The organism is Neptunomonas marina, assembly GCF_004005935.1.
GTDB classification, from domain to species: domain Bacteria; phylum Pseudomonadota; class Gammaproteobacteria; order Pseudomonadales; family Balneatricaceae; genus Neptunomonas; species Neptunomonas marina.
The window spans coordinates 326,818-351,712 of the sequence record NZ_SACQ01000002.1 but is presented as its reverse complement, the minus strand read 5'-3'; the positions used below and the strand labels follow the sequence as shown (position 1 = coordinate 351,712).

Here is a 24,895-nt window from a genome sequence, read left to right as displayed (position 1 = left end):
GTCGTCATCTGAGTCATATTGATAGTATACAATGGGGTCATTTCATCAGTATGCAAGCCGGAGGTGTGTTGTGTCGATCAGAAGTTTTCAAGGAAAAACGCCCGTCACGGGGGAACAGGTCTTTATTGATCCAACGGCTGTCGTGCTGGGTGATGTCACCTTAGGTGATCATAGCTCTGTTTGGCCGCTGGTGGTCATTCGTGGTGATATGCACCGTATTCGCATTGGCCATACCACCAGTATCCAAGATGGCTCTGTGCTGCATATCACCCATGCAGGCCCCTTTAATCCAGACGGATTTCCGCTCACCATTGGCGACCACGTTACCGTGGGGCATCAAGCAACCTTACATGGCTGCACCGTGGGCAACCGCGTGTTGATTGGGATGGGCGCTATGGTGATGGATGGTGCAGTCATTGAGGATGATGTGGTGCTAGGTGCAGGCAGCTTAGTGCCACCGGGTAAAGTCTTGAAGAGCGGCTATCTCTATGTGGGTCGGCCAGCAAAAGCCGCTCGTGAATTGACTGAAAAAGAGCGCTCGTTTTTTACCTACACCGCCGAGAACTATCGTAAGCTGAAGGATCAGCATCTTGCTGAGCTTCCCAGCCAAGCCTAAACATAATGTAAGGAGTTGATGGTGAAACAACAGGACTATGCAACGCTGAGCGATTACCCCATCGCTAAACGCTGGCCCGCGCAGCATCCAGAGCGCCTACAGCTTTACTCGTTTCCGACACCCAACGGCGTGAAGATCTCGATCATGCTTGAGGAGCTAGGCGTCGATTACGAAGTGCATCGTGTACGATTAACCGATGAAGATGTGAAGAGTGATGCGTTTTTATCCCTTAATCCCAACAATAAAATCCCCGCTATCATTGATCCGAATGGCCCAGATGGTAAACCGCTTGGTTTGTTTGAAAGTGGTGCGATTTTGCTCTATCTGGCGGAAAAGTACGGAAAACTGTTGGGAAATAGCGCTGCTGAACGGCTTAAAATCACCCAATGGTTGATGTTTCAGATTGGCGGTGTTGGGCCGATGTTTGGGCAATTGGGTTACTTCTGTGCGTTCGCTGGCAAAGAGATCGAAGATCCACGCCCGCGTGAGCGCTACATCAATGAAGCGAAGCGCTTGCTCGCGGTGATAGATGCCGCACTAGCGGATCAAGAGTGGTTGGTGGGTGAGTTCTCGATCGCTGATATCGCGGTGGCGCCGTGGCTACAGACGCTATCGAAGTTTTACAAAGTTGATGACCAAGTGGAGCTACACCGCTTCCCTCATGTGCAGGCCTATATCGCGCGCTTTGACGCTCGTGATGCTGTGCGCCGCGGTTGGCAGATACCCTCAAGAGAGGGGTAGCGCTCAGGCTCCCCTTATCTAACTTACAGCATGGCTTGAGCCATCTGATCCTTGAACTGGCTAAAAGGTATTGCGGCCAGTTCAGGGTCTTTTCCCTGATCGTCCCAGTAGCGCAGCTGCAAACTCTCGGTGAAGAAGGGCTCATCCTCGAAGGCATCTAGCTCCTCATCCGTCATCAGCCCGCCTTGATACTTTAGCGAGTAACGTGAAGCTTCTGAGAGTGTCTCTAGATAGCCCTGCTCCATCGTGCACAGGTAGCGTTTAGCTTGGGCATGTAAGCGAATGGGCTCGGTCACCGCTGGGGGAAATAGGTCTTGGAGGTAGTCGGCACCGGCTTTGTCATGCTTAAAGTTGCCGTGCTGTGGGTGGATCTCATCAATAAGGTGGCCGATGTCGTGCAGCAGCGCTGCGGTTACCATCTCAGGTGGCTGTTGCGCGAGCACTGCGAGTTGTGCGCACTGTACTGCGTGTTCGGTTTGCGAGATACCTTCGCCGTAGGTTTTCTCGCCATGTTCGGCATAGATAGCAACTATCTCGTCGATCACGTTTTGCATGGTTTGTCTCATCTTAGTTGGTTGGATAAACGGTGCCGCAGTTTATCCAACCGGTATGAAAACCATGTGACAGGTGGGCTACTGCGCTAGTAGATGCTCGTAGCGCTTATCGGTGAGCGTTTTTAAGAAGGCCACCAGCGCATCGATGCGCTTATCATTAAGCGCTGGCCCCATCTCTAGCGTGTCGATCGAGAGGTTCTCAGCGACCTCGGGGGCAGCCCATGTTGCGCCGGTCTCCGGGTTGATTTGGCGCTTAGCGCTTTTGCTGTTGTATTTGTTGTAGAACAGCACCACGGTGCGCAGATCTTTAAAGACGCCGTTGTGCATGTAAGGGCCTGTCACCGCGACATTGCGCAGCGTAGGTGTTTTGAATTTCCCCTTCTGTTGGGGATCATCGATAGCTGGGTGCTGCCATAAGCCCAGATCCGGACCTGAGGCTCCATTCAGCGCTCGCAAAGCGGTGTTCTCGGGAACGCCGATATTGTGGTACTCGTAGTTGCTGAATGTTTCTTGCTTGCGGCCAGGTGCATCGCGCAGCTGGTGGCATTGGTTGCAGTTAGTGAACTGTTGCGAGAAAAACAGTGTATGGCCCAACTCCTCCTGAGGGGTGAACTCATATTCGCCGCGCAAAAAGCGGTCGTATTTGGAATCAAAAGGGGAGAACAGCTCTGTTTTTTCAAACGCTTGGATCGCATCCGCCATGGCAGTGTAAGCCGCTTCAGGTTGAGAAAAGATAGCGTCCCCGTAGATCCCTTTGAATTGCTCAACATAGTGGCTGTTCGCCATGATGCGCGCCACCACTGCGGCACTGTTGGGCATCCCCATCTCAATAGGGTTGGTCGGTGGTCCCATCGCTTGCTCAGCTAGCGTGTTAACACGTCCATCCCAGAATTGCCCGCCCGCATAGTTACCCGCTTTGTTCCGATGAAATACCGGTGTAAATGCGGCATAGCTGGCCGTTGGTGCACTGCGATCACCCAATGAGTGCCCATCGTCCCCTAACGATACGGCGGCAGCAACGCCTTGACCACGCGGATCAGCAAAGCCTGCGTTTGGAGCATGACAGGTAGCGCACGATTGCGTGCCGTTCTTCGACAGATTCGCGTCAAAGTAGAGCTGCTGACCAAGCAACACTTTTTGGTTGAGGTGCTTTTCATCCGAGTGAGTCTCATCTTGTGCACAAGCACTGGACGCGACAACGGCTAGAAGAAGGGCAGCTGGGTAGAGTTTTTTCATGGGAGTAACCGAAAGTATAGAAAGCGTAAGAGTAGCGAAGCTGCAAAGCTTTTTGTAATGATCTCAATCAATTTTGTTAGGTTCAAGGAAAAACAAAATTGAAACAAGAATGGTTATCGTTTATATTCCCGAGCAAATATCAATCACAAGATGGAGTGTGTCCTGATGAAAGCTTTCTCAACGCTAGCGCTTGCTATCTCGCTTGCGTCTGCGCCTGCTGCCTTTGCAGCCAATGTTTCTGATGTTCTGAATACATACGGAAATATTGCTCAGGCAACGTATGCGGATTCACTGACAACCGCTAAAGTGCTGAAAACAAAAATTGAAGCGCTACTGAAAGAGCCAACTGAGGCAAACCTGCAAGCCGCGAAGCAAGCTTGGATCGACGCACGTGTACCCTACCAGCAGACGGAAGCTTATCGCTTTGGTAATGCGATCGTGGACGATTGGGAAGGCAAAGTGAATGCATGGCCGCTGGATGAAGGCCTGATCGACTACGTTGATGCAGGATCTTATGGCGAAGAGTCTGATGAAAACGGTTTATACGCAGCTAACGTGATTGCTAATAAGCAGCTTAAAGTCGGCAGCAGCACCGTTGATGTATCTAACATCACGCCTGAGCTATTAGCAGAAACATTGCATGAAGCTGACGAAGTTGAAGCGAACGTTGCAACGGGCTACCACGCCATTGAGTTTTTGCTGTGGGGTCAGGATTTGAATGGCACCGACAAAGGCGCAGGTAAACGCCCGGCAACGGATTTCAGCACAGACAACTGCACAGGCGGTCACTGTGATCGCCGCCGCGACTATCTGATGGCGGCTACCAATCTATTGATCACTGATCTCGAAGAGATGGTAGGTAACTGGCAAGAGGGCGGCGCAGCGCGCCAAGAGCTAGCGGCGAAAGGTGAGAAAGGCGGCTTGGCGACCATGCTAACAGGTATGGGTAGCTTGTCTTACGGTGAACTTGCAGGCGAGCGTATTAAGCTGGGCTTGATGCTGCACGACCCAGAAGAGGAGCATGATTGCTTCTCGGATAACACGCACTGGTCACATTACTATGATGCAAAAAGCATCAAAAATGTTTACCTAGGTGAGTACACGCGTGTTGATGGTTCTAAAGTGTCTGGCCCAAGCCTATCTGATTTGCTGAAAAAGCAAGCGCCAGCAGTTGATAAGCAACTGCGTGCTGAGCTGAATTCAACAGAAGCTGCGATGCAGAAAATGGTTGATGAGGCGCAAGACGGCAATACATTCGATGTACTGATTGCAAGCGGCAACAAAGCGGGCAACCAAGTGGTACAGAATGTTGTCGATGCACTGACAACGCAAACCAAGTCGATCGAGAAAGCGATCGAAGCGCTAGAGCTTGATAAGATTGAAATTGAAGGCTCTGACAGCTTGGACAATCCAAAGGCTGTGCTTGAGGGTTAATTAAACCGATATGCAGACCTTAACATCACGCTGGTACTTTGCTGCCAGCGTCCTCCTGACCTCTGCCCTTATGGCGGAGGTTGCTGTTTCTGGGGATCACGTCGCACCCGCGTTTGATCCGACTGAGCGCTTACCGGCTGGCAGCGCCACCTATCAGGGCAAGCTCAGCAAAAAAGCGCTGATGCATCCTGCACCCAATATCTCCTTTGAAGATCGCATGGATTTCAATCTAGGCAACAGTCTGTTTGAAAAGCTTTGGGTCTCCTCGCCCTCTTCAACAACGGCCAGTGATGGCCTTGGGCCATTGTATAACGCACGTTCATGCGCGCGCTGCCATGCGCGTGTGGGGCGTGGTCACGCACCGGATCCAACGGTCCAAAATGATTCGCGTACCTCGATGCTAATGCGCCTAAGCATCCCCGCTCAGACACCACAGCAAAAACGTCTGTTAGCTGGGTTTCAGGCCGGTGTGATCGATGAGCCGATGTATGGCTCTCAGCTGCAAGATCTGTCGGTGCAAGGTTTACCGGCGGAAGGGCAGTGGCATGTTACCTACACGCCGCACGAGGTGGTTTATCCCGACGGGCGCAAGGTGGTGCTACGCAAGCCGAGTTATCGGGTTGATCAGCTTGCCTATGGCGATCTACATCCAGATGTGATGTTATCGCCGCGGGTTGCTCAGCCGATGATCGGTTTGGGTTTGCTCGCGGCAATCGAAACTGACGATATCCTTACGTATGAGGATGAGCTGGATCGCAATCATGATGGGATCTCTGGGCGGGCTAATCGGGTTTGGAACCAAACTCAGGGACAGATCGAGATCGGTCGCTTTGGCTGGAAAGCGGGACATCCCACACTGTTGCAACAAAACAATAGCGCGTTCTTAGCTGACATCGGTATCTCCACAACGACGTATCCCTATGGCCAGGGCGAGTGCACACACCGCCAAGAGGGTTGTTTAGCGCTGCCAAACGGTAACAGTGAACACCTAGATAGTGTGGAAGCGTCAGCCGAGATGGCACGGTTGGTCACGTTTTACGTCGGTAACCTTGCGGTACCGGCGGCTCGGAATGTGAGTTCACCGGCGTATAAGGCGGGTCGTGAAGCGTTTTACACGGTGGGCTGCCAAAGCTGCCATCGTCCAAGCTACCTGACATCAACAAATGCGCCGAAACCGCAAGCACAGCAACGTATCTGGCCGTATACTGACCTCCTGCTGCACGATATGGGCGAAGGGTTAGCGGATAACCGTCCTGAATTCTTAGCGAATGGGCGTGAATGGCGCACGGCTCCCCTTTGGGGTGTTGGCTTGACTGAACTCGTCAACGGCCACAACCAACTACTGCACGATGGCCGCGCGCGTTCGGTGGAAGAAGCGATCCTTTGGCATGGCGGCGAGGCTGAAGCTGTGAAACAGCACTTTATGCAGTTGCCTAAAACGCAGCGAGAAAATTTGATTCGATTTGTGGAGTCGCTCTAGATGATGAATAAAGGGATGGGTATTCGCTATTCTTTAGCGCTGTGCGCAGCACTGATGGTACCTAAAGCGCATGCCGTTCTAAGTGATGAACAGTTTATTGGCCTGACCGAATCGGTTGTGGATCAGCATGTTCTACCGCGCTACCAAGCGTTAGCCGCCAGCTCCAAGGCGCTATCCACGCGTGTTAGAGCGCTCTGTGCTGCCAAGCCGCAGGCCTCGCTGGCTGAGGCGCAGCAAGCGTTTATTGCAGCATTGCAGGATTGGCAGCAGGTTCAGCATATTCAGTTTGGCCCGGTGACGCTGCTGATGCGTAACTACAGCATGCAGTATTGGCCGGATAAGAAAAACTTAGGTGGCAAGCAGCTGCGTGCTGCGTTAGCTGATACCAATGCTGTTTATGATGCCGCCTACTTACAGCATGCCAGCATTGCGTTAAAGGGTTTTTCCGCCATGGAGCGTTTGCTGTTCACCAAGCACGCCCAGCAGTTGACATCAGGCACGCCGACATGCCGGCTGAGCGATGGCATCGCGCAGCATATCGCCACGAGTAGTGCCGCGATTGTATCTGAATGGGCGGCTGAACGTGACGGGATGCTCAACGCCAGTGAAGATAGCGACTACTACGAGTCGCCGGAAGAGGCCGCAACGGTTCTGTTTAAAGCGCTGGTGGAGCCCGTTGAGGCGATCCGTGACAGCAAGATCCTTGCACCGCTAGGTGAGACTTACGATAAGGCGCGTTGGACCCGCAGCGAATCATGGCGCAGCGACCAGTCTGTACCGAATATGGTGAGCAACGTATTGGCGTTACAAGCGTTATATCAGGCGACTGCGCCGATCAGTATCAAAGGGTTGTTACATAGCGTGGATGCCCCGCTGGCTGCCGCGATCAGTGAGCAGTTTGCTGCGGCGCTAGCGGCTTTGCAGGCGGTACCGCAGGTTGAAGGTAAAACCGTATCTAAGGAGGCCTACGATCAGCTTAAAGTGGCTGAACGTGCACTGCGCACGCTGCAGAGCTCCCTGCTGGCTGCCACACGTCAGTTGGATATCCAGTTAGGATTTAATAGCCGTGATGGAGATTAATCGCCGCGCCTTCTTAGGGCTTTTGACAGCTGCGGGGGCTGTGGCAGCAATGCCTGCGCTGGCAAACCAGAGCCGAGCAATCCCTGGTGTGTATGCATCGGCTAGTCGTGGTGAAGATGGCCGTTACTATCTGAATGTGGTGGCGCAAGACGCGTTACGCGTTACCCATCTGCTACCTGAGCGAGCTCATCAGGTGCTTTTTCATCCTAAGCAGCCTTGGGTTATAGCGGTGGCACGCCGCCCTGGTACATTTATCGATATTGTCGATTACGACAGCGGCCTGCTGGTGAAGCAGATCGTGCTTGCTAAGGGCCACTATCTTTACGGGCATGTTCAAGTGACCGCTGATGGCCGCTACCTGTTAACCACAGAAAAACACCCCGACCAGCAGGAGGGGCAGGTGGTTGTGCGCGACTTACGCGCTAATTTTGATGTGGTGCAGCGGTATTCGACTGGCGGTATCGGACCCCATGAGTTAAAGCTCACTGCGGATCAATCCGAGGTGGTGATTGCCAATGGCGGTATTTTGACCGAGGGCCGTGAAAAGCTGAATCTCGAGACGATGCAACCATCATTGGCCTATCTCAACTTAGCCAGCGGTAAGATTGTTGAGCAAGTGGCATTAGATGAGCGCTACCATCAATCCAGTATTCGCCACTTTGATCTGTCGGCCAATGGCGATGTGTTAATTGCGATGCAGTACCAAGGCCACCCGGCCGATGATGTACCACTAGTTGCTCATCATCGCCGTGGGCAACCGCTTACTGCATTGGACATACCTACGCCTGTGCGTACACAACTAAAACAGTACTGCGGTAGCGCATGCTTTGATAGCACAGGGCGCTTCGGTGCTGTATCTGCTCCACGTGGCAATCGCGTGATGTTCTGGGATATGACCTCAGGGCAATATCTGAGTGATGTGAAAACAAAAGATGGCTGTGGTCTTGCACCGACAGATGTGGCTAGCGAGTTTATTGTGAGCACAGGGCGTGGCCGCTTCTACCGTGTGAACGCTGCTACTGCAGAGCGCCAGCGCTTATCGCTACCGGGTGAAGCGATATGGCAGTGGGATAATCACATGGTGCGCCTAGCTGGTTGAGCGCAACAACCCCACGCTAGTGCAGTGGGGTTGAACAGGACTTTACTCAGCTTTTTACGCTCGGGTCATGGTGTGGGGGTTGCCGACACGTTGATAGTATAGGTGGTGCCGGTTGCTGAGTCGGTTAGCGAGGTTTTGATCGTATCGCCCTGATAACTAACTGCTGGCGCGAAGCCTCCCTCTTTGCGAATTTGGCGGCCATTTATTGAGAAATAGGTATGACCTTGCGTTATACCCTCCTTGCCGCTTGACGTTTTCAGGATATCGTAGCTGTTAATAAGAGAAGCGATAGCGCCATTTTCTCCGTACAGCTTCATGTTGAGCTTGTGACGCCATACTTCGGGGGTTTGATCGCCATGTGGGTCTTCGCGGCTTATTTGCATTTCGATACAGTTTATCGATGAAAGTGTAGACTCGCCGTTGCGTTCCGTTTTGACAGCGGTTTGCGCGAGCATCGATCTATTGATCGGTATGAGCGTGCGCTCAAACTGCGTCGTAAAAGACTCGTTAACCTCGCCGAGTTCGTTTCCTACTAAGTCGTAGAATATGAAACTTCTATCGGTCGTATGTTCAGGGCAATCGACCTTTAAATTACCATTCGGCGCTCGATAGAAGCGAGGCTCCACATCGCCGCCGAAGCTGACGGTATTAAAACTCACTAAGCAACTGGTTAAAGATGAGATAGGTTCCACCGTGTATGGACCAGACTCGCATCGCTGTAAGTTACGGTTGGCATCAATCGTATATTGCTTTATGTCTAGTGCCTCTTGCTCGAAGTAAGACACAGGGTAAAGCACTGCTGAGGAGCTGCCTGTCTGCTTCGTCCCCGCATAACTCCCCACCCGACGAGACTGCCACTGTGTTCCGGGCTCAAGCGCGGCTTCGAATTCCAAACGCGTAATCTCTGTCCATTCTGTCTCTGGCGGATTAAGTACAGCGAGTTGCTGGGCGTAGAAGTGCTCAAGGGCATCGAGCGGTGCTACAAGTTGGTCCTTGCCGAATAGGCGCAGTAGATCTTGGATAGCGGTTTGCGCAGCAAAGTCAGTTTCGCTCAGGTCAAAGTTGATCGTTTGCCCTGCTAAGTAGTTGTGTACTTGGCTGTAGAGCTGTATTCCGTTATCGGGGTTTGCGTCGCTATCGAGTGTTTGGAGCAGGCGCAGTTGGTTGGTCAGGCGGCGATCAAGGCGGTTCTCAAGGCCGGGGAGTAATGACTTTGGCGTGAGAATAGCGTTGCCTAGCGCACTTCCGAGTGAGATATCACCCATCGCAAAGCTCACCGTGCTGCCCTCTGGGTAGTAGAAACGGCCTTCATTATCAGTGTAACCGGTCATGTCGCCAGCAGTGTAGTAAAGCCCTTCTACCGGAGAGTCTAGGAAAACCCCCTCTTTTGTCAGTACTTCGTCAGTGGGTGGTGGAGCGTCATCACCCCCACCGCCACCACCACACGCAGTCAGAAGAGAGGCCACAACCACATAAGCGCCCGAGCGAAGTCCTATCATTACAATTCCTTAACCTGTTGATTTATTGCGTGCGGGCCTCGTCTGTATCGTTTGAGATAACCAGGCTGTTTGCAACGCGTTGCGAATATTGAACATTAGTTTAGAAGCTTTCTAGATAGGATGCATCTGCTGCGATCTATCACGATTTCATAACATAGTCAGTATATTTGGAACTATGTAACCCCGCGTCTATCTTCTATATATCGATTGCAGAATGGTGCTTGGTTACGAGCTTCCAACCAAGGCTAAAACTTTTTTGAAATTTTTTTTAAAAAAGTTGTAAGGAATCGTGACCGGGCGCGACTAACCCAATAAGAGAAGGAAATACGCAGGCTTTAAAAGAAAATAAAAAAATTTTCAAAAAAGCTGTAAGGATTCTGAAACCCAAACGACTAAGTGAATAAGAACCCAGTAAATGATGTGCTCATTCACTCAACGAACCGTGTAACTCAACTAAAATTTTAAGGTGACAACCATGAATAAGACAATCAAACCTATCGTAGCTTCTGTTGGTACAGCTTTTCTTCTTGGTGCGGCAGCTGCCTCTGTTCAAGCAGCAGAAAACCCATTCGGTGCTCAACAGCTGAGCACAGGTTACGAGCTAGCGGGTAGCCACAAAACTGAAGAAGGTAAGTGTGGTGAAGGTAAGTGCGGCGGCTCTAGCAGCAAGTCTGAAGAGGGTAAGTGCGGCGAAGGTAAGTGTGGCGGCGCTAAGAAGTCTGAAGAAGGCAAGTGCGGCGAAGGCAAGTGCGGTGGCTCTAGCAGCAAGTCTGAAGAAGGTAAGTGCGGCGAAGGTAAGTGCGGCGGCTCTAGCAAGTCTGAAGAAGGTAAGTGCGGCGAAGGCAAATGTGGTGGTACTAAAAAGCAAGGCTAATCGCTAATTAGCAGCTTTATGTTCTACCTACGGGCTCTACTTTAGAGCCCGTATTGTTAAGGGGGCTTCAATATGATGACACAAAGCTTAGAAGGTGCTGGCTTAGGCTTCCGGCGCTGCATGCTAAATGATCTTCCACCGCAGGGGGCTGATGGCCCGGCTTTTTTAGAAGTTGCACCGGAAAACTGGATGCGGATGGGTGGCCGTTTAGCGCGCCAGTTCAAAGACTTGACCGAACAGTATCAATTTGTAACGCACGGCTTGTCGTTATCTGTTGGAGGCCCTGAGCCCTTAGATCGAAACTTTTTATCCGATCTAAAGCAGTTTTTAGATAGCCATAACATCGATACCTACACCGAGCATCTGAGCTATTGTTCAGATGATGGGCATCTTTACGATTTGATGCCTATCCCGTTCACTCAAGAGGCTGTGCGCTACGTCGCTGAGCGGATTAAATCGGTGAGCGAACAGCTTGAGCGTCGATTGGCGGTTGAGAATGTCTCTTTTTATGCGATGCCTGCTCACGATATGACAGAGCTAGAGTTTTTGTTGGCAGTGCTTGAAGAGGCTGACTGCGACCTGCTCTTGGACGTAAATAACATCTACGTCAACAGTGTGAATCATCGCTTTGACGCGGCAGAGTTTTTAGCAGCGATACCCGGTGAGCGAATTCGCTATATCCATGTTGCAGGCCATTATGATGAAGCGTCTGACCTGATTGTTGATACCCATGGTGCTGATGTTATTGACCCTGTGTGGGCACTGCTCGAGCAAGCGTATCGACAGTTTGGTGCGGTTCCAACGCTGTTGGAGCGTGACTTCAATATCCCACCCATGGCTGAGTTGATGGAAGAGGTCCATAAAATTCAACGTATGCAAGCTGATGCGCCAAGTGTACCGGCCTACCAAGGAGCATCGAATGTCCTACGCCTCTGAAACTTCTGATTTTAAGGCGCTGCAGCGCCAGTTTGCCGCGCATATCCGTGATCCACAGGTCCCGGTGATTGAGGGCATTGAAGATCGGCGCATGAAGATCTATCGCGACCTGTTCTTCAACAATGTGAGCAACTTTACTACGACTGCATTTCCCGTTGCTTTTAGCATCATGGGTGAGACATGGTGGCACGCTGCCGTGCGGGATTTTCTGCGCGATTATCGTTGTGATAGCCCCTACTTTCACTCTATCAGCCAAGCCTTTTTAACCTTTTTGACGGAAGTGCGCGGCAGTACAGGTGATGAACCACCTTTCCTACACGAGCTAATGCACTACGAATGGGTGGAGTTGGCGCTCGAAATTTCAGAGAGCGATCCAAGTCAAACCGCATCAGAGCTTACCGCTGACCTCTTAACAGGGCACCCGGTACAGTCGCCACTGGCTTGGTCGTTAAGTTACCACTATCCGGTACAGCAGATCAGCGCTGATTATCAGCCATCGGAGGTACCAGATCAGCCAACATGGATGATGGTACATCGCGATGCTCAAGATCGCGTCAAGTTTACCGAGCTCAACGCACTGACCGCGCGTCTGCTCTATCTGTTAGATCAAGATGAACAGTTATCGGGCAGAGCGGCATTGGCGCAAATCGCAACAGAGTTGGGACAAGAGGACCCAACCGCCATTATTGAAGCAGGTGCGCAAATTTTAACCCAGTTTTACGACGCAGGAATCTTGTTAGGCGCTCGTCCACTCGAGGAATAAAACCTATGAACACAATAATAAATCTATATCGACATATCGACGCGGTGTTTGCACGGATTCGTGTGGCGGATGGTGTTGCGCCGCTACTGCTGCGCTTGTACTTGGCGCCCGTACTGATGCAAGCGGGCTATAATAAGCTGTCTCACTTTGAGGACACCGCAGCATGGTTTGGTAATCCCGATTGGGGATTGGGCTTACCTATGCCGGAGGTGATGACTGCGCTGGCGGCTGGCACCGAGTTCTTTGGTGGAATCGCACTGATCTTTGGTTTTGCAATCCGTTTGATTAGCATTCCCCTTATGGTGACGATGCTAGTGGCGGCGTTTGCGGTGCACTGGGAAAATGGTTGGTTAGCCATTGCCGATGCCAACAGCTGGTTAGCCAATGACCGTGTGCTTGAAGCGGCTGAGCGTTTGCAGCGTGGTAAAGAGATTCTAGAAGAGAATGGTAACTACAGTTGGTTAACCGGTCGTGGGTCGTTTGTGATCCTCAATAACGGTATTGAGTTTGCCATCACCTACTTCATTATGTTGCTCAGCTTATTCTTCACGGGAGCTGGGCGTTACTTTAGCGTCGATTACTGGTTGGCGCGTAAGTATATGGACAAGCATGACATTGCGGTCTTTATTGATAAAATACAAGGCTAGTAAGCAAATAGAACTTCCAAGCAGCGTAAGCTGTAAACAAAAAAAGCAGCCAATGGCTGCTTTTTTTATATCTTCAGGTTGGCGTTGCTACGGAACTGCGAAGCAGTTTAAATCGTTCGCAAAATGCACTAGGCCTTTGTAGCTGTCGCGAATGAAACGCTCAGTTTCCTCTTTGCGCTCAAGCGTACGTAACATGCGATGGGAGATCACTACCTCTGTCACAGACGCTGCGTTTGCAATCGTACCAATAACGGATGGTGGCATATGCAGCCGTCTTGCCACACCTCGCGCTGATTCTGGCACCGCATTGTGCGCAACCAGCAGATCGGCGTGCTGCGCGAGCTTCTCTAGTGTGCCGCTACGGCCACTCATATCCCCACTAAATACAATGGATTTACCGCCAATGTCAGCGCGCCATGCGATGGCTGGCAAGGGGCCGTGATTAACCCCCACGCCGGATAACTTGGCGCTCACCCCTTCCCAGACGGTCGTTGGTTGAGTGCTATTACTTGCTAGCTCGTGTGGGATGAGCGGGTAGGCGCCGTTTCCAGAAAGGTGATCACTCAGGTAGGGCCAAACCCCACTGCTCTCATTAAAGAGTCGCGTGACGAACTGTTCGGTTGACGGTAGCAAGTGATTTCCAGAGGGGCCTAAAACGGGCAAAGGTGCTGTTCGCGGTGAGAAAAAGCTCGCCTTCACCAGCGCGGGAAAGTCGCCACTGTGGTCAACATGAAAGTGAGTAAAGGCCACCGCCGATAGGTCTTCTATCTTCGCCTGTGCCTCTTCAAAACGCAGCAGGGCGCCTGAGCCAAAGTCGACTAGGATGCGTGCTTTGCCGTTGTGCCAAATTAAATAGCTGCTTGAGGCGCGTTGGTCACCAACCTCCGGACCGCCTGAACCTAAAACTTGCAACCAAACACCTTGGTCGCCACACGTGCTGGCAGCTGCGGGCAAACTGGCCGATAGTGCCAATGTGGCTAGCCATTTGATAGAACGCTTCGTCACGAATACTCCTTCGTTATCCATTGCAGGCTAACACAGAGCAAAAGGGGAGAGTTTCACAAAAGTTAATGCTTTCGATAGGGGATATTGCAGTACGCGGTGCCGCGTGCAGGCACGATACGGTGCTTTTTGAGAAACATCTTCAGTGAGTTCATCGATAGTTGAGCATTGGGGGTTGGGCCTAAAAATATATGCTCAACTTTCAAGGGTGCATCGCAAGGTATTTGTAGCGGAAACTCAAGAAATGGAACCAACATGGAGTTGCCCTCGCGATAGCGTATCGCCTGGTGGCTATAGTCGCTGATGATCGGCGACACAATACGCCACTCCGCTTCCTCTGCAAACGAGGGGTGCTTAAGCAGCGCGCCAATACGCAATAGCTCGTTTTCTACCTGCTCAAACACGTGCTCATAACAGGGTTCAGCTCGGCCACTGGTGCCTCTCTCCTGCTGGCTGGCTAGGTCTTCGATAATATCCACCATTTGATGGATTAAGTCCTGCTGGCGCTGAGGCTCATAAATACAGCGGCCCACCATAAAGCCACTCTGTTTGGCACATTGTAAAATATGGCTAGGATTGAAGCCGATGCTCACGCCTTTACCCAAAATGCTGTAGCCACGCCATTGGCTGAGTAAGTTGCCGTTTTCGCGAAATGAGCCTGTAAAGAGCAGGTGCCCATAGCTGACGCGCCCGCGCAGCCAGCCGGTTAACTGGCTGAGTAACGCTGGGTTGGGGTGGCCGAGTTGGATGCGCTCGTTGACCTCATCATTGATCAAGTTAACCATATGGTTGAGCTCGGCTGAGTCGTTCATATACCGGATATCGCTGGTCCAGAGCATGCGGCTCTCAACAATACCCATAAACCCACTAAAGGACGTGTAGTGATAGATGGTCTCTTTTGGGGCTTGAGAATACAGCTCGCGCGTCAACTGGTGCAGCATCGATAACTCCCACTCATATCCGGTGTTTCATCAGTAAAGCACAGATACAAAAAAGCCTCCAAAAGAGGAGGCTTCTTGGTAACGCTACACTCGCTTATTGCGCGCTGTCTAGCATGTGTTGGATAGCAGCTTTTAGCTCGTCATCGCTACAGTCAGCGCATGTACCTTTTGGTGGCATTGCGCCGATACCGCTGATTGCTGTTTCTAGCAATGCGTCTATACCTTTCGCGCCACGGTCAGTCCACTCGCTTGAACCATACTTAGGTGCGCCAGCAACGCCGATTGCGTGACATGCTGCACAGCTTGCGTTGTAGACGTCTGCGCCAGAGCGAGCACCGCCTGCAGCTGCTGCAGCAACCGCTACCGCGCCACCACAGGAATCATCGCCTTCTACACACACTTGGCTAAGTGGCTTAATGCGCTCAACAATTTTCTCTTCAGCTGTTGCCGCACCAACCGTTGTTGATAGCGCAACGCTCAAACCCAGAATGCTCAATACTGAAGCAGCTTTAGCAGTCAATTTCACAGTGGTGACCTCATACGGTTTCTGGTGATGCATGAAAAAATGCATCGTTATAATTAATTTGCGCAGAATTATACCGGCAAAAGCACGTAACGAAAATGGGGTTTATCTGCGCCTTAAGGTTTAGATCAAAAAACAGCCAACTATTTGCTCTGCTTACGCGCTTGATTAGCTTTCAGATTATGCTGAATATCCAAAACCTTCATAAGGTCTTCGTTCTATCTTGGCAAAAGCCTGATTCACCCGTATGATTGTCGCCCTGAAAACTTCCTGATTTTGCGCCTGTAGCTCAGCTGGATAGAGTAGCAGGTTCCGATCCTGTTGGTCGGGGGTTCGAATCCCTCCAGGCGCGCCATTTTTTACCCTAGCGATCTCCTTGTATTCCCAACCTTATCCATCTGAGCACAGGCGCACCCAAGAACCGTTTGCGGGGGCGTACTCACCGGTGGTCACAATATGGTCAAAGTGCCGGAGGATGGTGTTGTTGTGTTTGTAGACCCGCCTCCGGAGGAAACACTATTATTCTATACCGAAGTCATTAATGAACTGACGTTAAATGGGGGCGTGAAAACGGGTACTGAAATCGACTAATTAGTTGAAATCGCAGACCTTTCGTCATTGTCGTCCCCATTCCTTTCCACCCATTTCTACCAATCGAGACACGGCACGTCGAAAGGAAAATGCGAGATCATTGGCGCCCGATAACTGTGCCAGTGACACGCCGTTTAGACCCGTCGCCGACCACTCAAATTGCTCACCCTCTTTGGTGCAAATCATGGTCGTCGCAAAGGAACTCGAGTTTCCTCCCTTCTCACTTACAAATAGTTCTTCATTTCCATCACTACTGTCGATTTGCGCTTCAAAATCGACAAATAATTCATCGAGCGGGACTTTTGCCGCCAGTACTAACCGGGTGCGAGATTCATAACACACGTCAATGAGGGTCACGAATCGTCGTGCTTCGTCGAGGTGATTGGCATCTAATTGCGGTACACGGTCTATGATGAGGACCGGAAATCGGTCGCAGAGGGAAATATAATCGGCCGCGCCGAGCGGTTGGTAGCATAACTCGAAAAAATCAAACCAGGCGCATCGGTCATTCGATCGGGCGACCTGGACGGTGCGACCGAAGAGTACATCAATGACCTCGGCCTCAGTTCCAGATGCAGTGTCACCAAATATTTCTTTCAACAGCGCCTGTATGTTGTTGCTATTATTATCGCTTTGAACGTCATTGCTTGACCAAAAATAGGATTGACCATCCGCTCGAGCTTCGAGCCGATAATCCTTGGCGGAATCCTCCATGGAGATAATGTCGAACCTGTGTTTTAACATGTCTATGAATGGCAAAAAGAGGGATCGGTTAATGCCGCCCTCATACAACGCATCTGGGGCGCGATTCGAGGTGGCCACCACCACGACATTCAAATTCAATAACAATAAAAAAAGCCGTTTCAAAATCATGGCATCGGCTACGTCTGTTACTTGAAACTCATCGAAACAGAGAAGTTGGGCTTCATGTGCCAATTGTTGTGCAATGATGGGGAGCGCATCATCTGTTGGGTGTTTTTCTTTGTAAACAAAAATTCGATGATGGACGTCTAGCATGAATTCATGAAAGTGGACGCGGCGTTTGGTAATTTTTGCGTGTTTGAGGCTGTGGCCATCATGCTTACAGCAAGAATCATCATCAGGAACATTAACCGACGCGTAAAAGAGATCCATTAGAAAGCTCTTACCGACCCCGACCGGTCCATGAATGTAAATGCCTCGCGGTGGTGGACCAAAAGACCGCAAATGGAACCTCTCTCGAAGAGAGGAGTGAGCGGATGCCAAGGATCGCGCCAGTAACAGTAACGGCGGACTGCTGCTTGTAGAGCTATTTTTTGTCGGTTTGTTGGTGCGCACGGGTGCTAGCGGAAGCGAGGTTAAAGACTCGTGCAGAGCATCGAGCTTTGCCGCCAGAGCGAGTTGAGCGTCATCTCGTTGCACCTCCCTCGCATCCACCTTGCGTTCATACGCCGCTGTCACGGGGCCTGGCGGGAGGGACCTCCGATCGATGCGATGTTGTGCTGCCATATTCTTCATCACCGTCTTCATCAGATTGCTCTATTCTTGAGACTCGCCAACAACCTGTTTCTAAATTCGAAAGTATCAGTGATGCGGTCAACCAAATATTTGATTTGTTCGCGGTGACTCACTCGCCAGTCCTCCAGCTTGGTAAACGGACGTATACGCCTGTTGATACAGTCCAGATCAAAAGAGAAATGTCGCTTTTGGGTCGTTGTGAGACTTCGTGAGAGATACTGTGGGCATGTTGACCAACAGGCTGTAGTGACGATTGGCTTTCGATCCGGTTGGTCGGGGGTTCGAATCCCTCCAGGCGCGCCATTTTTTGGAACTTGTAAGTGTTTGTTATCGGAGTGTGCTACTCCATCCACCTGAGCCACAGGCACTGCGGAAGTGTTTGCAGGGCGCTGAGGAGTGGATGGTCACAGTGCCGGTATAGCTCAGTTGGTAGAGCAGTAGACTGTTAATCTATTGGTCGCTGGTTCGAGTCCAGCTCGAGGAGCCATCCTGATGCGGAGCGGTAGTTCAGTTGGTTAGAATACCTGCCTGTCACGCAGGGGGTCGCGGGTTCGAGTCCCGTCCGTTCCGCCACTTATCTTCATCGATTCTGTGAACCTCACACCTTAAAGCTACTAGTCAGGCTCCTTGTTCACTGATGAATCATATCCTGAGTTCTGCGCTGCAGAAAACGCAAGAGCCGGCGGGAGAAATCATCGGAAATCTTTTCTTAGTTAGACAAAAGAAGAATTCGGAGCTTTCTCTTTTGTTTTCATGGTGTTATGGCTTTTGTTCTATTTCTTGAACAAGTTTTCTTGCTTTAACGAGTTGATTTGTGTACCAAATTGATACAGATTTATATTGAATTCTGAATAACACCTCAGATAGAATCACGCAACTTAAAAAATACTTAGTGGGTTTGTGTTATGACATTTGACGACTTGATCGCTGAAGCAAACTCTTTGGAGGCTTCAGCCTCTCCGCTAGAAGTAGACTTTTACAAAGAATCTATCGAGACCAAGGAAGAGGCTTTCGAGGAAGAGATGCGCGCACAGGTTACAGACGAGGCATTTATGGCTCGTACGTACACTCTTTAACATCCCAAAATGGACTTAACAAAGCGACCTCTGAGGGTCGCTTTTTTGTAGCGATAAAACATGTTCCCATATCTTGTCTGTGAGTTTGCCAAAGAAACGTTAGGTAATTTGGTAAAGGAATGCTTTGGCTCAAATTTTCCAGATATTGTCAAAAAAGATCAGGTAAATTACATATTTAATTACCTGGGTGATTTAGATGCTGAGAGTATCCTTCTTGAGGCTGATTATGTCGATAAAGACTATTTAGAGGATTACTCAAACTATTACGTTAAGTGCTTTAATGGTTATGGGCCTAGATGTGCTCGCCTACATTTTTTTGATAAAAAGATTGATCATTCAGTTATTGATAAGGTTATCGATAGTAACTGTGAAGATAAAGTACGTCTTCTTCAAGAATCGTATTTAGGATTTATTGTAGTTAAGCCTCTTCCAAAAACTTTTATAGGGAAAACTTGTCTCAAGCAATACCCTGCATTTAAGGAAGAGGAAAACATAAGGTGTATCCTGTCAAAGCCGTATGAGGTGAACTTGTTTGGAGTGCGGCTGAGTATAGATTCGGTTGCTTTTCAAGAGCAAGACAGAGTTTTGTCAGCTTGTGCAACCACCGCTATTTGGTCTTCGTTGCATGCCCTTTCTTGGTCAAATGTTCGAGATATTCCTTCGTGTGGTGATATTACTGCGAATGCGATAAATCATGTTGCTGGATCTTCAAATCGTTTTCCTAATAACGGATTAACTAATAAACAAATTCTTCGGGCATTAGACGTAGAGGGCTTGAGACATCATCGTGTGGATGTGCACAACTTAAGCATTGATGTATTTATGCGATCTATTCGTTACCATCTTGATAGCGGACTGCCAATTATTCTAGGTGCTGAAATTTACTCGATTGGAGATGAGTTAAAGCATATCGGCGGGCATGCTGTATCGGTGCTGGGTTACAATCGCTCTGAAAACAGGCGGTCTCTTTACATTCATGATGACAGAGTAGGCCCTTTTGCCAGAGCTGCTATACAGCCCTTGTCTGATTTTGGTGAGATCAAAGATCATAAAGGACGAGATTGGTGCCTAGTTCTCCAAAGAAAAGATGATGAGGGTAACTGGGTTGAGCCTCATCAGATTATAATGCCTGAAAGTATCATAGTACCTTCACACAAGAAGAACCGTATTCCAGAATTTTACATTAGGAATACGTGTGATTGCATACTTTCCACATTTGATGCTTTCAAGAAAGCCCTTGAAAATAAAGGGAAAAGTGCCTCTCAGGAATTTGATTATTCAATTAAGATAGAACAGATCAGCGATATTAAAGAGCGGGTCATGCAAAGAAGTGTGGTGAATAAAAGGCAGGTATTGCTCAGCAGCTTGGCTAGGTTCCAGTGGGTTGCCAGCTTCACTGCAGACGGCAAGGCGGCTTTTGACATTCTCTTCGACGCAACAGATATTCCGCAGGGAGATGCCGTGTCGGCGTTCATAAAGTACGACGATAAAGCGTTTAGTTTTATTCGGAGTATCCTTTTGAGGCACAAGGATCATTCTGAGTTGGAAAATAGTTTCAACGGTAAAAACTTCTGTAACTCTTTGTTGTTAAGCTTAGCGCCCGCATCAGAAGATTATAATGCTTTTTTGGATGAAATGTATGGTGAGCTAAGGGCTCCAAAGTATATAAATAAGGAAGAGGCTCAGCTCTATAACAGTGAGGAGTTTGATGTTAAAAAGTACTACGGTTCGACTCAATCTTCATTGGAGAATGCTTTCGATATATCTGTCGGGGATAAATTGATTTGGGCTATCTCTCATGAGGGAGCGCTTCTCATTGGCCAAGAAGTAGAAGGGGAGTTAGGCCACCCTAGTATCACAGGGATGAAGCCGGCTAGGATTTCGGGCGAACTGTGTAAAGAGTCTGCCGGCTGGGTTATCAATGCAAAGTCGGGACGGTACAGTTCAAACTATCAAAATGCCAACACTCTACTTGAGAATGCATTGGTAAGGTTCCAAGAGATCTTTCCTAAGTCTTCTGAATGTATTAAACATAAACCGTACCACCCTAAGCCGCACTGAATACATTCTAAGACAAGTGACCGGCGGATCCTGAATAGGTCGACTAAAAATACGAAAGGGAGTCTGCAATCATACCGGCTGCCTTTCTGTTTGTTAGTTGCGTGGAAGTCTCTTTTGGGATGAGTGATCACATCCGATGTTCTTTCTGCAGTAAGATGTTTATCCAAGTCTCACAGCGGTCAGGGCGGCGATCTTCGGTTAACCATTGCTCCATGAGATGCACATTGCCCGTCTTGGCAATTACCTCTGCTATCAACCCCTCATTCATATCTGTGAAGTGACGGCTGATTTTTATATCAACAGATAGTCTCTATATTTGCACTGTCACAAGCGATATCGCAAATGTGATAATGTTAAGTTTTTCGAAGGATTTTATGTTTTGGGTTAGATAGAATGATTCGGGGGGAAGGTCACCTCCAGGCGCGCCATTTTTTAGATCCCATCCTTTTATCTCGTCACAACAAGGCGTATCTATTCGCTTATGAGCTCGCGCTGTTTGAAGCGTATGAACTACTCATCTTGGTATGTCGTACTACTGTTGTAAGACGAAACTCTTCTCTTAACCCTCAAATGCGAGGATAGGAATATGCTCAAGCTTCCTTTGCTTCTTAGTTTTGCTCTAATGTCATGCTCTCTCTCGATTAAAGCGTATGCCGGCGATGTAGTGAATTATCAGGTTAACGGTGCCGATTATGAGGGCTACTGGGTCAGCCCGGCCGATGATGCTCCGCTGGTGGTGCTGCTTCATGACTGGGATGGTCTGACCGACTACGAAATTAAACGTGCAGAGATGCTCGCGCAGGAGGGGTATGCTGTTTTCGCTGCTGACCTGTTCGGTGCGGGTATCCGCCCCACTGAAGTGGTTGATAAGCGCCAGCATACTGGCGAGCTCTATAAAGATCGCTCCAAAATGCGCAGCTTAATGAATGGTGCACTCGCAGTGGCTGAGTCGCGTGGCGGTAACGTTGATAATGCCGTTGTGATGGGCTATTGCTTTGGTGGTGCAGCAGCCTTAGAGATGGCGCGCTCAGGCGCGGATATGAAGGGTTTCGTTACCTTTCATGGTGGCTTGCAGACTCCGCCAGATCAGAGCTACGACATGGCCAAGGGGCGGTTTCAGATTCACCATGGTAGTGCTGACACCGCCATCACGATGGAGCAGTTTGCGGGGTTAGCCAAGGAGCTAGAAGCCGCTAGTCTCCCCCATGAGATGATCAGCTATGGAGGCGCTCCACACGCGTTTACTGTGCTGGGCTCCTCCCGTTACCGAGAGGATGCCGATAAAAAGTCGTGGCGTAGCTTTCTGAATTTTCTAGATGAAACAGTGAAGTAGTTGCGCGCATAGTCGCCACTTAGTCGAGCACCGTCCCTTTGCTTATCCGCTTAGCGGTACAATAGCCGCCTTTGTAGAGTTGTTGTAAGAGGGTGCTCGACGGTGGGAGTGATGAAAGGGCCATCAAGCGGTGTTTGGTTGATGGTTGCCGCGATGCTGATTTTGCCGGCGGTCGATGTCTTGGCAAAGTTGTTATCACAAGATCTGAGCCCCATTCAGATCAGTTTTTTGCGCGTCACTGTTCAAGCGGTGTTACTAATGATCGTAATGCGTAAACTCCCTCGTTTGCACTACCCGTGGCCGTTAACTCGGCGTCTGGTCATTTCCGCTTGCTTGGTAAATATGGCGATCACGGCGATGATTTGGGCGCTAGCTTATTTGCCAGTCGCGAATGCCGTCGCGCTATTTTTTGTTGAGCCGCTGCTCGTGATGTTGCTCTCAGCTGTTATTTTGAGAGAACCTTCGAGCTTGGTGAAGTATATGCTCGCCTTTACTGGGTTGGTCGGCGCTATGATTGTGATTCGGCCAAACTGGGTGATTTACGGTTGGCACACATTGCTGCCGGTATGCGCAGCATTGTGCTACGCACTGTATCTAGTGCAGATCCGCGCATTAGGGGGGCAAATTGCACCGGTGCCCCTGCAGGCTTATCTAAGTTTAGTGGGTGCAATTTTACTATTGTTGACGCTATTAATCGGCCAAGGTAGCGGTATCAAAGAGCTGAGCTGGCTATCAGTATCTGCGGCACACTGGCGTTATATCTTGGCGCTGGGGGCCGTATCGGCGTTGACATATTGGCTGATTAGTTGGGCTTTTACATTGAGTCAGGCAAGTGTGCTAGCGCCGTTTCGATATCTCGAAATCATTGGTGCGACTATGCTGGGCTATTGGGTGTTCGATGAGTATCCCGACGCACTCACTTGGGTGGGTTCAGGTGTTATTTTAGTGTCGGGCTTTGCAGTCATTTTTGTTGATCGGCATAGGGTTTCCGCGCCGACTCGTTCTTAGAAATGTAGCTATACAGCAGCAATAAAAACGAGCGCAAAAAATTATGCGAGAAACGCGATTAAATACTTGCAGTGGTTAAAGTTTTTCGCTTTAATACGCGCCCATCACGATGTGCCGGCATAGCTCAGTTGGTAGAGCAACTGACTTGTAATCAGTAGGTCCCGAGTTCGACTCTTGGTGCCGGCACCACCTCTCTTCTTCCTTCTTAATACTTGTCTTTTCAGTTACTCAAAGTCTGTATTTCTATTCTTCTGGTTTGTAGCGTGCAGCGCTAATAATAGCGATCAGGTGCAGAATGGCTGCGAAAACGGCAGGGATAATCAAAAAGTAAAGCGCGTAACCAACCGTGATCGATACGAAGAAAAATAGGGCCGCTAGCAACCTGCCTTGAATCAGATGCCCTAACCCTGGAATAAACACGTTACAAAGCGCAGCAATAACATTACCTGAGCTACCTTGTCCGCTCATAGTGGTCTCCCTAGAAATAACAGCTTCAAAGCGCCTAGACTAACAGTTCATACATGAAGCTTCCCTAAATCTTTCTTTATTTTTCTTTGACTTGAGTCCAAACAATTTTGTGCTGAAGGCGTAGCATCGTCTCTTTCTATTGATTCGGGAGGCGGCTATGTCAGGCCAGTTTGATGTCATTGTTATCGGTGCAGGGCCGGCAGGCCTGAGTTTTGCTCACTCGCTTTCCCACACAGAGTTATCGGTGCTACTGCTTGATCAAGTGCCACTATCCCAGTTACAAGCACCTGAAGAGGATGGCCGGGAGATTGCGCTGACCCACCTATCGCGCAACCTCATGCAGGCATCGGGCGCGTGGCAGCGCATTGATGAGGCAGAAATAGCGCCAATCAAGGCCGCTAAAGTCTTTGATGGTGACTCGCCAAAGAGCCTCGACTTCGAACGCCAAGATGACTCACTTGATGCTTTGGGTTATCTCGTACCGAATCATCTTATTCGTCAAGCTTGCTTTGAGAATCTTGAAGGGTGCAGCAACATTACGCTAAAAGCTGGCACGCGCGTAAAAGAGGTGCTTGCGGGTGATCAAGCGACGACAGTTATACTCGATAGCGGCGAGAAACTAAGTGCAGCGCTAGTTGTGGCTGCCGATACGCGCTTTTCAGAATCGCGCCGCCAGATGGGGTTGGCGGCTTCGATGCGAGATTTTTCGCGCGTGGCGATCGTTTGCCGGATGTCGCACACATGTTCACATGAGCAAACGGCCTTTGAATGCTTCCATTACGGGCGCACAACCGCCATTCTTCCGATGAATGGAAACTGCTCTTCGGTGGTGGTGACGGTGAACCGGAGACAGGCAGAGCAGTTCCTCAGCATGTCTGACGCCCGCTTTAGTAAAAACATTCAAGACCAGTTGCATGGGCAGCTTGGCGATATGACATTACTCGGTAAACGCCAATCCTATCCGTTGGTGGGTGTTCACGCCCATCAGTTCGTTACTGAGCGCTTTGCATTGATTGGGGATGCAGCGGTCGGTATGCACCCTGTAACAGCACACGGCTTTAATCTTGGATTGCGTGGGCAAGCGTTACTTGCCGAAAAAGTCGCGCAAGCACACGCGTGTGGCGAGGATATTGGCCAGCTCACACTTCTGAAAAGCTATGAGAAAGAGCAGATGCAGGTTTCTCGGGTGCTCTATCACGGTACAAATCTGGTGGTAGGTTTGTTCACCAATGAAAGTTTGCCGGGCCGACAACTGCGCAAGGCGGTGCTGGCTGCCGCTGAGCACTTACCCCCCGTCAAAAAACTGATCACTAATAGTTTAACAGACCGCGAATTGAAGCCGCTTGTGCCTCTACCTCCAATACCGGCAGCGCTGCCGCGTCCACGCTTACCTCGTTTATTTAGCGTGTAAAAACTAAAATATCTCCTTAAGAAAT

General features: G+C 49.9%; 23 protein-coding genes and 3 tRNA genes. 18 read left to right on the top strand and 8 right to left on the bottom strand.

Annotated elements, in window-relative coordinates; translation table 11 throughout:
* The first annotated feature begins 70 nt into the window (after positions 1-70).
* Positions 71-616, top strand: a complete 546-nt coding sequence (locus EOE65_RS06325) for a gamma carbonic anhydrase family protein (protein WP_127693448.1) — start codon at positions 71-73, stop codon at positions 614-616.
* Between the two features lie 18 nt (positions 617-634).
* Positions 635-1,357, top strand: a complete 723-nt coding sequence (locus tag EOE65_RS06320) for a glutathione S-transferase family protein (protein WP_127693447.1) — start codon at positions 635-637, stop codon at positions 1,355-1,357.
* A 23-nt stretch (positions 1,358-1,380) separates the two neighbouring features.
* Here EOE65_RS06320 and EOE65_RS06315 read toward each other — a convergent pair whose 3' ends face one another.
* Both EOE65_RS06315 and EOE65_RS06310 read right to left on the bottom strand, forming a co-directional pair.
* Complete coding sequence (locus EOE65_RS06315; RefSeq protein WP_127693446.1) at positions 1,381-1,911, bottom strand: HD domain-containing protein; 531 nt, start codon at positions 1,909-1,911, stop codon at positions 1,381-1,383.
* A gap of 78 nt (positions 1,912-1,989) precedes the next feature.
* Entirely contained in the window at positions 1,990-3,147 is a 1,158-nt protein-coding gene (locus EOE65_RS06310; protein WP_127693445.1) for a cytochrome-c peroxidase, read from the bottom strand.
* Positions 3,148-3,312: 165 nt separating this feature from the next.
* Between EOE65_RS06310 and EOE65_RS06305 the strand changes: the two genes are divergently transcribed.
* The 4 genes from EOE65_RS06305 to EOE65_RS06290 are packed head-to-tail and all read left to right on the top strand — an operon-like array spanning position 3,313 to position 8,240.
* Positions 3,313-4,581 (top strand): imelysin family protein, encoded by a 1,269-nt coding sequence (locus tag EOE65_RS06305; RefSeq protein WP_127693444.1) that lies wholly within the window; start codon positions 3,313-3,315, stop codon positions 4,579-4,581.
* 10 nt (positions 4,582-4,591) lie between these two features.
* Positions 4,592-6,061, top strand: coding sequence for a di-heme oxidoreductase family protein (locus EOE65_RS06300; RefSeq protein WP_127693443.1), 1,470 nt, complete (start codon positions 4,592-4,594; stop codon positions 6,059-6,061).
* A complete protein-coding gene (locus EOE65_RS06295) occupies positions 6,062-7,141 on the top strand; it encodes an imelysin family protein (protein WP_127693442.1) in 1,080 nt (359 codons plus the stop codon).
* Positions 7,131-8,240 carry a DUF1513 domain-containing protein gene (locus EOE65_RS06290; protein ID WP_240656939.1) on the top strand — a complete coding sequence of 370 codons (1,110 nt, stop codon included), beginning with the start codon at positions 7,131-7,133 and terminating at the stop codon, positions 8,238-8,240. The genes EOE65_RS06295 and EOE65_RS06290 overlap by 11 nt, the downstream gene beginning before the upstream one ends.
* Positions 8,241-8,305: 65 nt before the next feature.
* Here EOE65_RS06290 and EOE65_RS06285 read toward each other — a convergent pair whose 3' ends face one another.
* On the bottom strand, positions 8,306-9,739 hold the full coding sequence (locus tag EOE65_RS06285) for a hypothetical protein (RefSeq protein WP_127693440.1): 1,434 nt from the start codon (positions 9,737-9,739) through the stop codon (positions 8,306-8,308).
* A gap of 475 nt (positions 9,740-10,214) precedes the next feature.
* Between EOE65_RS06285 and EOE65_RS06280 the strand changes: the two genes are divergently transcribed.
* The 4 genes from EOE65_RS06280 to EOE65_RS06265 all read left to right on the top strand — a co-directional run bounded on the left by EOE65_RS06280 (position 10,215) and on the right by EOE65_RS06265 (position 12,959).
* Positions 10,215-10,613 carry an HvfA family oxazolone/thioamide-modified RiPP metallophore gene (locus EOE65_RS06280; protein WP_127693439.1) on the top strand — a complete coding sequence of 133 codons (399 nt, stop codon included), beginning with the start codon at positions 10,215-10,217 and terminating at the stop codon, positions 10,611-10,613.
* Positions 10,614-10,685: 72 nt separating this feature from the next.
* Positions 10,686-11,549, top strand: a complete 864-nt coding sequence (locus EOE65_RS06275; RefSeq protein WP_127693438.1) for an HvfB family MNIO-type RiPP peptide maturase — start codon at positions 10,686-10,688, stop codon at positions 11,547-11,549.
* Positions 11,533-12,312, top strand: a complete 780-nt coding sequence (locus tag EOE65_RS06270; RefSeq protein ID WP_164847029.1) for an HvfC family RiPP maturation protein — start codon at positions 11,533-11,535, stop codon at positions 12,310-12,312. The genes EOE65_RS06275 and EOE65_RS06270 overlap by 17 nt, the downstream gene beginning before the upstream one ends.
* 5 nt (positions 12,313-12,317) lie before the next feature.
* Positions 12,318-12,959, top strand: a complete 642-nt coding sequence (locus EOE65_RS06265) for an HvfX family Cu-binding RiPP maturation protein (protein ID WP_127693436.1) — start codon at positions 12,318-12,320, stop codon at positions 12,957-12,959.
* Between the two features lie 87 nt (positions 12,960-13,046).
* Here EOE65_RS06265 and EOE65_RS06260 read toward each other — a convergent pair whose 3' ends face one another.
* The 3 genes from EOE65_RS06260 to EOE65_RS06250 all read right to left on the bottom strand — a co-directional run bounded on the left by EOE65_RS06260 (position 13,047) and on the right by EOE65_RS06250 (position 15,428).
* Positions 13,047-13,964, bottom strand: coding sequence for an MBL fold metallo-hydrolase (locus tag EOE65_RS06260; RefSeq protein ID WP_164847028.1), 918 nt, complete (start codon positions 13,962-13,964; stop codon positions 13,047-13,049).
* 62 nt (positions 13,965-14,026) lie between these two features.
* The gene (locus EOE65_RS06255) at positions 14,027-14,902 is read right to left on the bottom strand and encodes a DUF2971 domain-containing protein (protein ID WP_127693434.1); all 876 of its coding nucleotides are present in this window, start codon (positions 14,900-14,902) and stop codon (positions 14,027-14,029) included.
* 94 nt (positions 14,903-14,996) lie between these two features.
* On the bottom strand, positions 14,997-15,428 hold the full coding sequence (locus tag EOE65_RS06250) for a c-type cytochrome (protein WP_240656927.1): 432 nt from the start codon (positions 15,426-15,428) through the stop codon (positions 14,997-14,999).
* 275 nt (positions 15,429-15,703) lie between these two features.
* Here EOE65_RS06250 and EOE65_RS06245 point away from each other — a divergent pair.
* Positions 15,704-15,780 (top strand) — tRNA-Arg (locus EOE65_RS06245).
* A 260-nt stretch (positions 15,781-16,040) separates the two neighbouring features.
* Here the strand turns inward: EOE65_RS06245 and zapE are convergent.
* A complete protein-coding gene (gene zapE, locus EOE65_RS06240) occupies positions 16,041-17,525 on the bottom strand; it encodes a cell division protein ZapE (protein ID WP_127693432.1) in 1,485 nt (494 codons plus the stop codon).
* 484 nt (positions 17,526-18,009) lie between these two features.
* On the opposite strand from zapE, the gene EOE65_RS06230 reads away from it, so the two are divergent.
* The 6 genes from EOE65_RS06230 to EOE65_RS06210 all read left to right on the top strand — a co-directional run bounded on the left by EOE65_RS06230 (position 18,010) and on the right by EOE65_RS06210 (position 23,180).
* Positions 18,010-18,086: transfer RNA gene (locus EOE65_RS06230), tRNA-Asp, on the top strand.
* A gap of 332 nt (positions 18,087-18,418) precedes the next feature.
* Positions 18,419-18,589 carry a hypothetical protein gene (locus EOE65_RS18015; protein ID WP_164847027.1) on the top strand — a complete coding sequence of 57 codons (171 nt, stop codon included), beginning with the start codon at positions 18,419-18,421 and terminating at the stop codon, positions 18,587-18,589.
* Between the two features lie 60 nt (positions 18,590-18,649).
* Positions 18,650-20,650 (top strand): hypothetical protein, encoded by a 2,001-nt coding sequence (locus EOE65_RS06225; protein WP_127693431.1) that lies wholly within the window; start codon positions 18,650-18,652, stop codon positions 20,648-20,650.
* A gap of 586 nt (positions 20,651-21,236) precedes the next feature.
* Positions 21,237-21,983 carry a dienelactone hydrolase family protein gene (locus tag EOE65_RS06220; RefSeq protein WP_206052628.1) on the top strand — a complete coding sequence of 249 codons (747 nt, stop codon included), beginning with the start codon at positions 21,237-21,239 and terminating at the stop codon, positions 21,981-21,983.
* A 111-nt stretch (positions 21,984-22,094) separates the two neighbouring features.
* Positions 22,095-22,991 (top strand): DMT family transporter, encoded by an 897-nt coding sequence (locus EOE65_RS06215; RefSeq protein WP_127693430.1) that lies wholly within the window; start codon positions 22,095-22,097, stop codon positions 22,989-22,991.
* Positions 22,992-23,104: 113 nt separating this feature from the next.
* Positions 23,105-23,180, top strand: a tRNA-Thr gene (locus EOE65_RS06210).
* Positions 23,181-23,234: 54 nt separating this feature from the next.
* Here EOE65_RS06210 and EOE65_RS06205 read toward each other — a convergent pair.
* Positions 23,235-23,459, bottom strand: coding sequence for a DUF6677 family protein (locus EOE65_RS06205; protein ID WP_127693429.1), 225 nt, complete (start codon positions 23,457-23,459; stop codon positions 23,235-23,237).
* Positions 23,460-23,616: 157 nt separating this feature from the next.
* Here EOE65_RS06205 and ubiM point away from each other — a divergent pair, with 157 nt between their 5' ends.
* Positions 23,617-24,870, top strand: a complete 1,254-nt coding sequence (gene ubiM, locus EOE65_RS06200) for a 5-demethoxyubiquinol-8 5-hydroxylase UbiM (RefSeq protein ID WP_127693428.1) — start codon at positions 23,617-23,619, stop codon at positions 24,868-24,870.
* The last annotated feature ends 25 nt before the right edge of the window (positions 24,871-24,895 follow it).

Coding starts and splice junctions, on each gene's coding strand:
- EOE65_RS06320 (WP_127693447.1), top strand. CDS start 635: ATGGTGAAACAACAGGACTATGCAACGCTGAGCGATTACCCCATCGCT.
- EOE65_RS06315 (WP_127693446.1), bottom strand. CDS start 1,911: ATGCAAAACGTGATCGACGAGATAGTTGCTATCTATGCCGAACATGGC.
- EOE65_RS06310 (WP_127693445.1), bottom strand. CDS start 3,147: ATGAAAAAACTCTACCCAGCTGCCCTTCTTCTAGCCGTTGTCGCGTCC.
- EOE65_RS06305 (WP_127693444.1), top strand. CDS start 3,313: ATGAAAGCTTTCTCAACGCTAGCGCTTGCTATCTCGCTTGCGTCTGCG.
- EOE65_RS06300 (WP_127693443.1), top strand. CDS start 4,592: ATGCAGACCTTAACATCACGCTGGTACTTTGCTGCCAGCGTCCTCCTG.
- EOE65_RS06295 (WP_127693442.1), top strand. CDS start 6,062: ATGATGAATAAAGGGATGGGTATTCGCTATTCTTTAGCGCTGTGCGCA.
- EOE65_RS06290 (WP_240656939.1), top strand. CDS start 7,131: ATGGAGATTAATCGCCGCGCCTTCTTAGGGCTTTTGACAGCTGCGGGG.
- EOE65_RS06285 (WP_127693440.1), bottom strand. CDS start 9,739: ATGATAGGACTTCGCTCGGGCGCTTATGTGGTTGTGGCCTCTCTTCTG.
- EOE65_RS06280 (WP_127693439.1), top strand. CDS start 10,215: ATGAATAAGACAATCAAACCTATCGTAGCTTCTGTTGGTACAGCTTTT.
- EOE65_RS06275 (WP_127693438.1), top strand. CDS start 10,686: ATGATGACACAAAGCTTAGAAGGTGCTGGCTTAGGCTTCCGGCGCTGC.
- EOE65_RS06270 (WP_164847029.1), top strand. CDS start 11,533: ATGTCCTACGCCTCTGAAACTTCTGATTTTAAGGCGCTGCAGCGCCAG.
- EOE65_RS06265 (WP_127693436.1), top strand. CDS start 12,318: ATGAACACAATAATAAATCTATATCGACATATCGACGCGGTGTTTGCA.
- EOE65_RS06255 (WP_127693434.1), bottom strand. CDS start 14,902: ATGCTGCACCAGTTGACGCGCGAGCTGTATTCTCAAGCCCCAAAAGAG.
- zapE (WP_127693432.1), bottom strand. CDS start 17,525: ATGAAGACGGTGATGAAGAATATGGCAGCACAACATCGCATCGATCGG.
- EOE65_RS18015 (WP_164847027.1), top strand. CDS start 18,419: ATGACATTTGACGACTTGATCGCTGAAGCAAACTCTTTGGAGGCTTCA.
- EOE65_RS06225 (WP_127693431.1), top strand. CDS start 18,650: ATGTTCCCATATCTTGTCTGTGAGTTTGCCAAAGAAACGTTAGGTAAT.
- EOE65_RS06220 (WP_206052628.1), top strand. CDS start 21,237: ATGCTCAAGCTTCCTTTGCTTCTTAGTTTTGCTCTAATGTCATGCTCT.
- EOE65_RS06215 (WP_127693430.1), top strand. CDS start 22,095: ATGAAAGGGCCATCAAGCGGTGTTTGGTTGATGGTTGCCGCGATGCTG.
- EOE65_RS06205 (WP_127693429.1), bottom strand. CDS start 23,459: ATGAGCGGACAAGGTAGCTCAGGTAATGTTATTGCTGCGCTTTGTAAC.
- ubiM (WP_127693428.1), top strand. CDS start 23,617: ATGTCAGGCCAGTTTGATGTCATTGTTATCGGTGCAGGGCCGGCAGGC.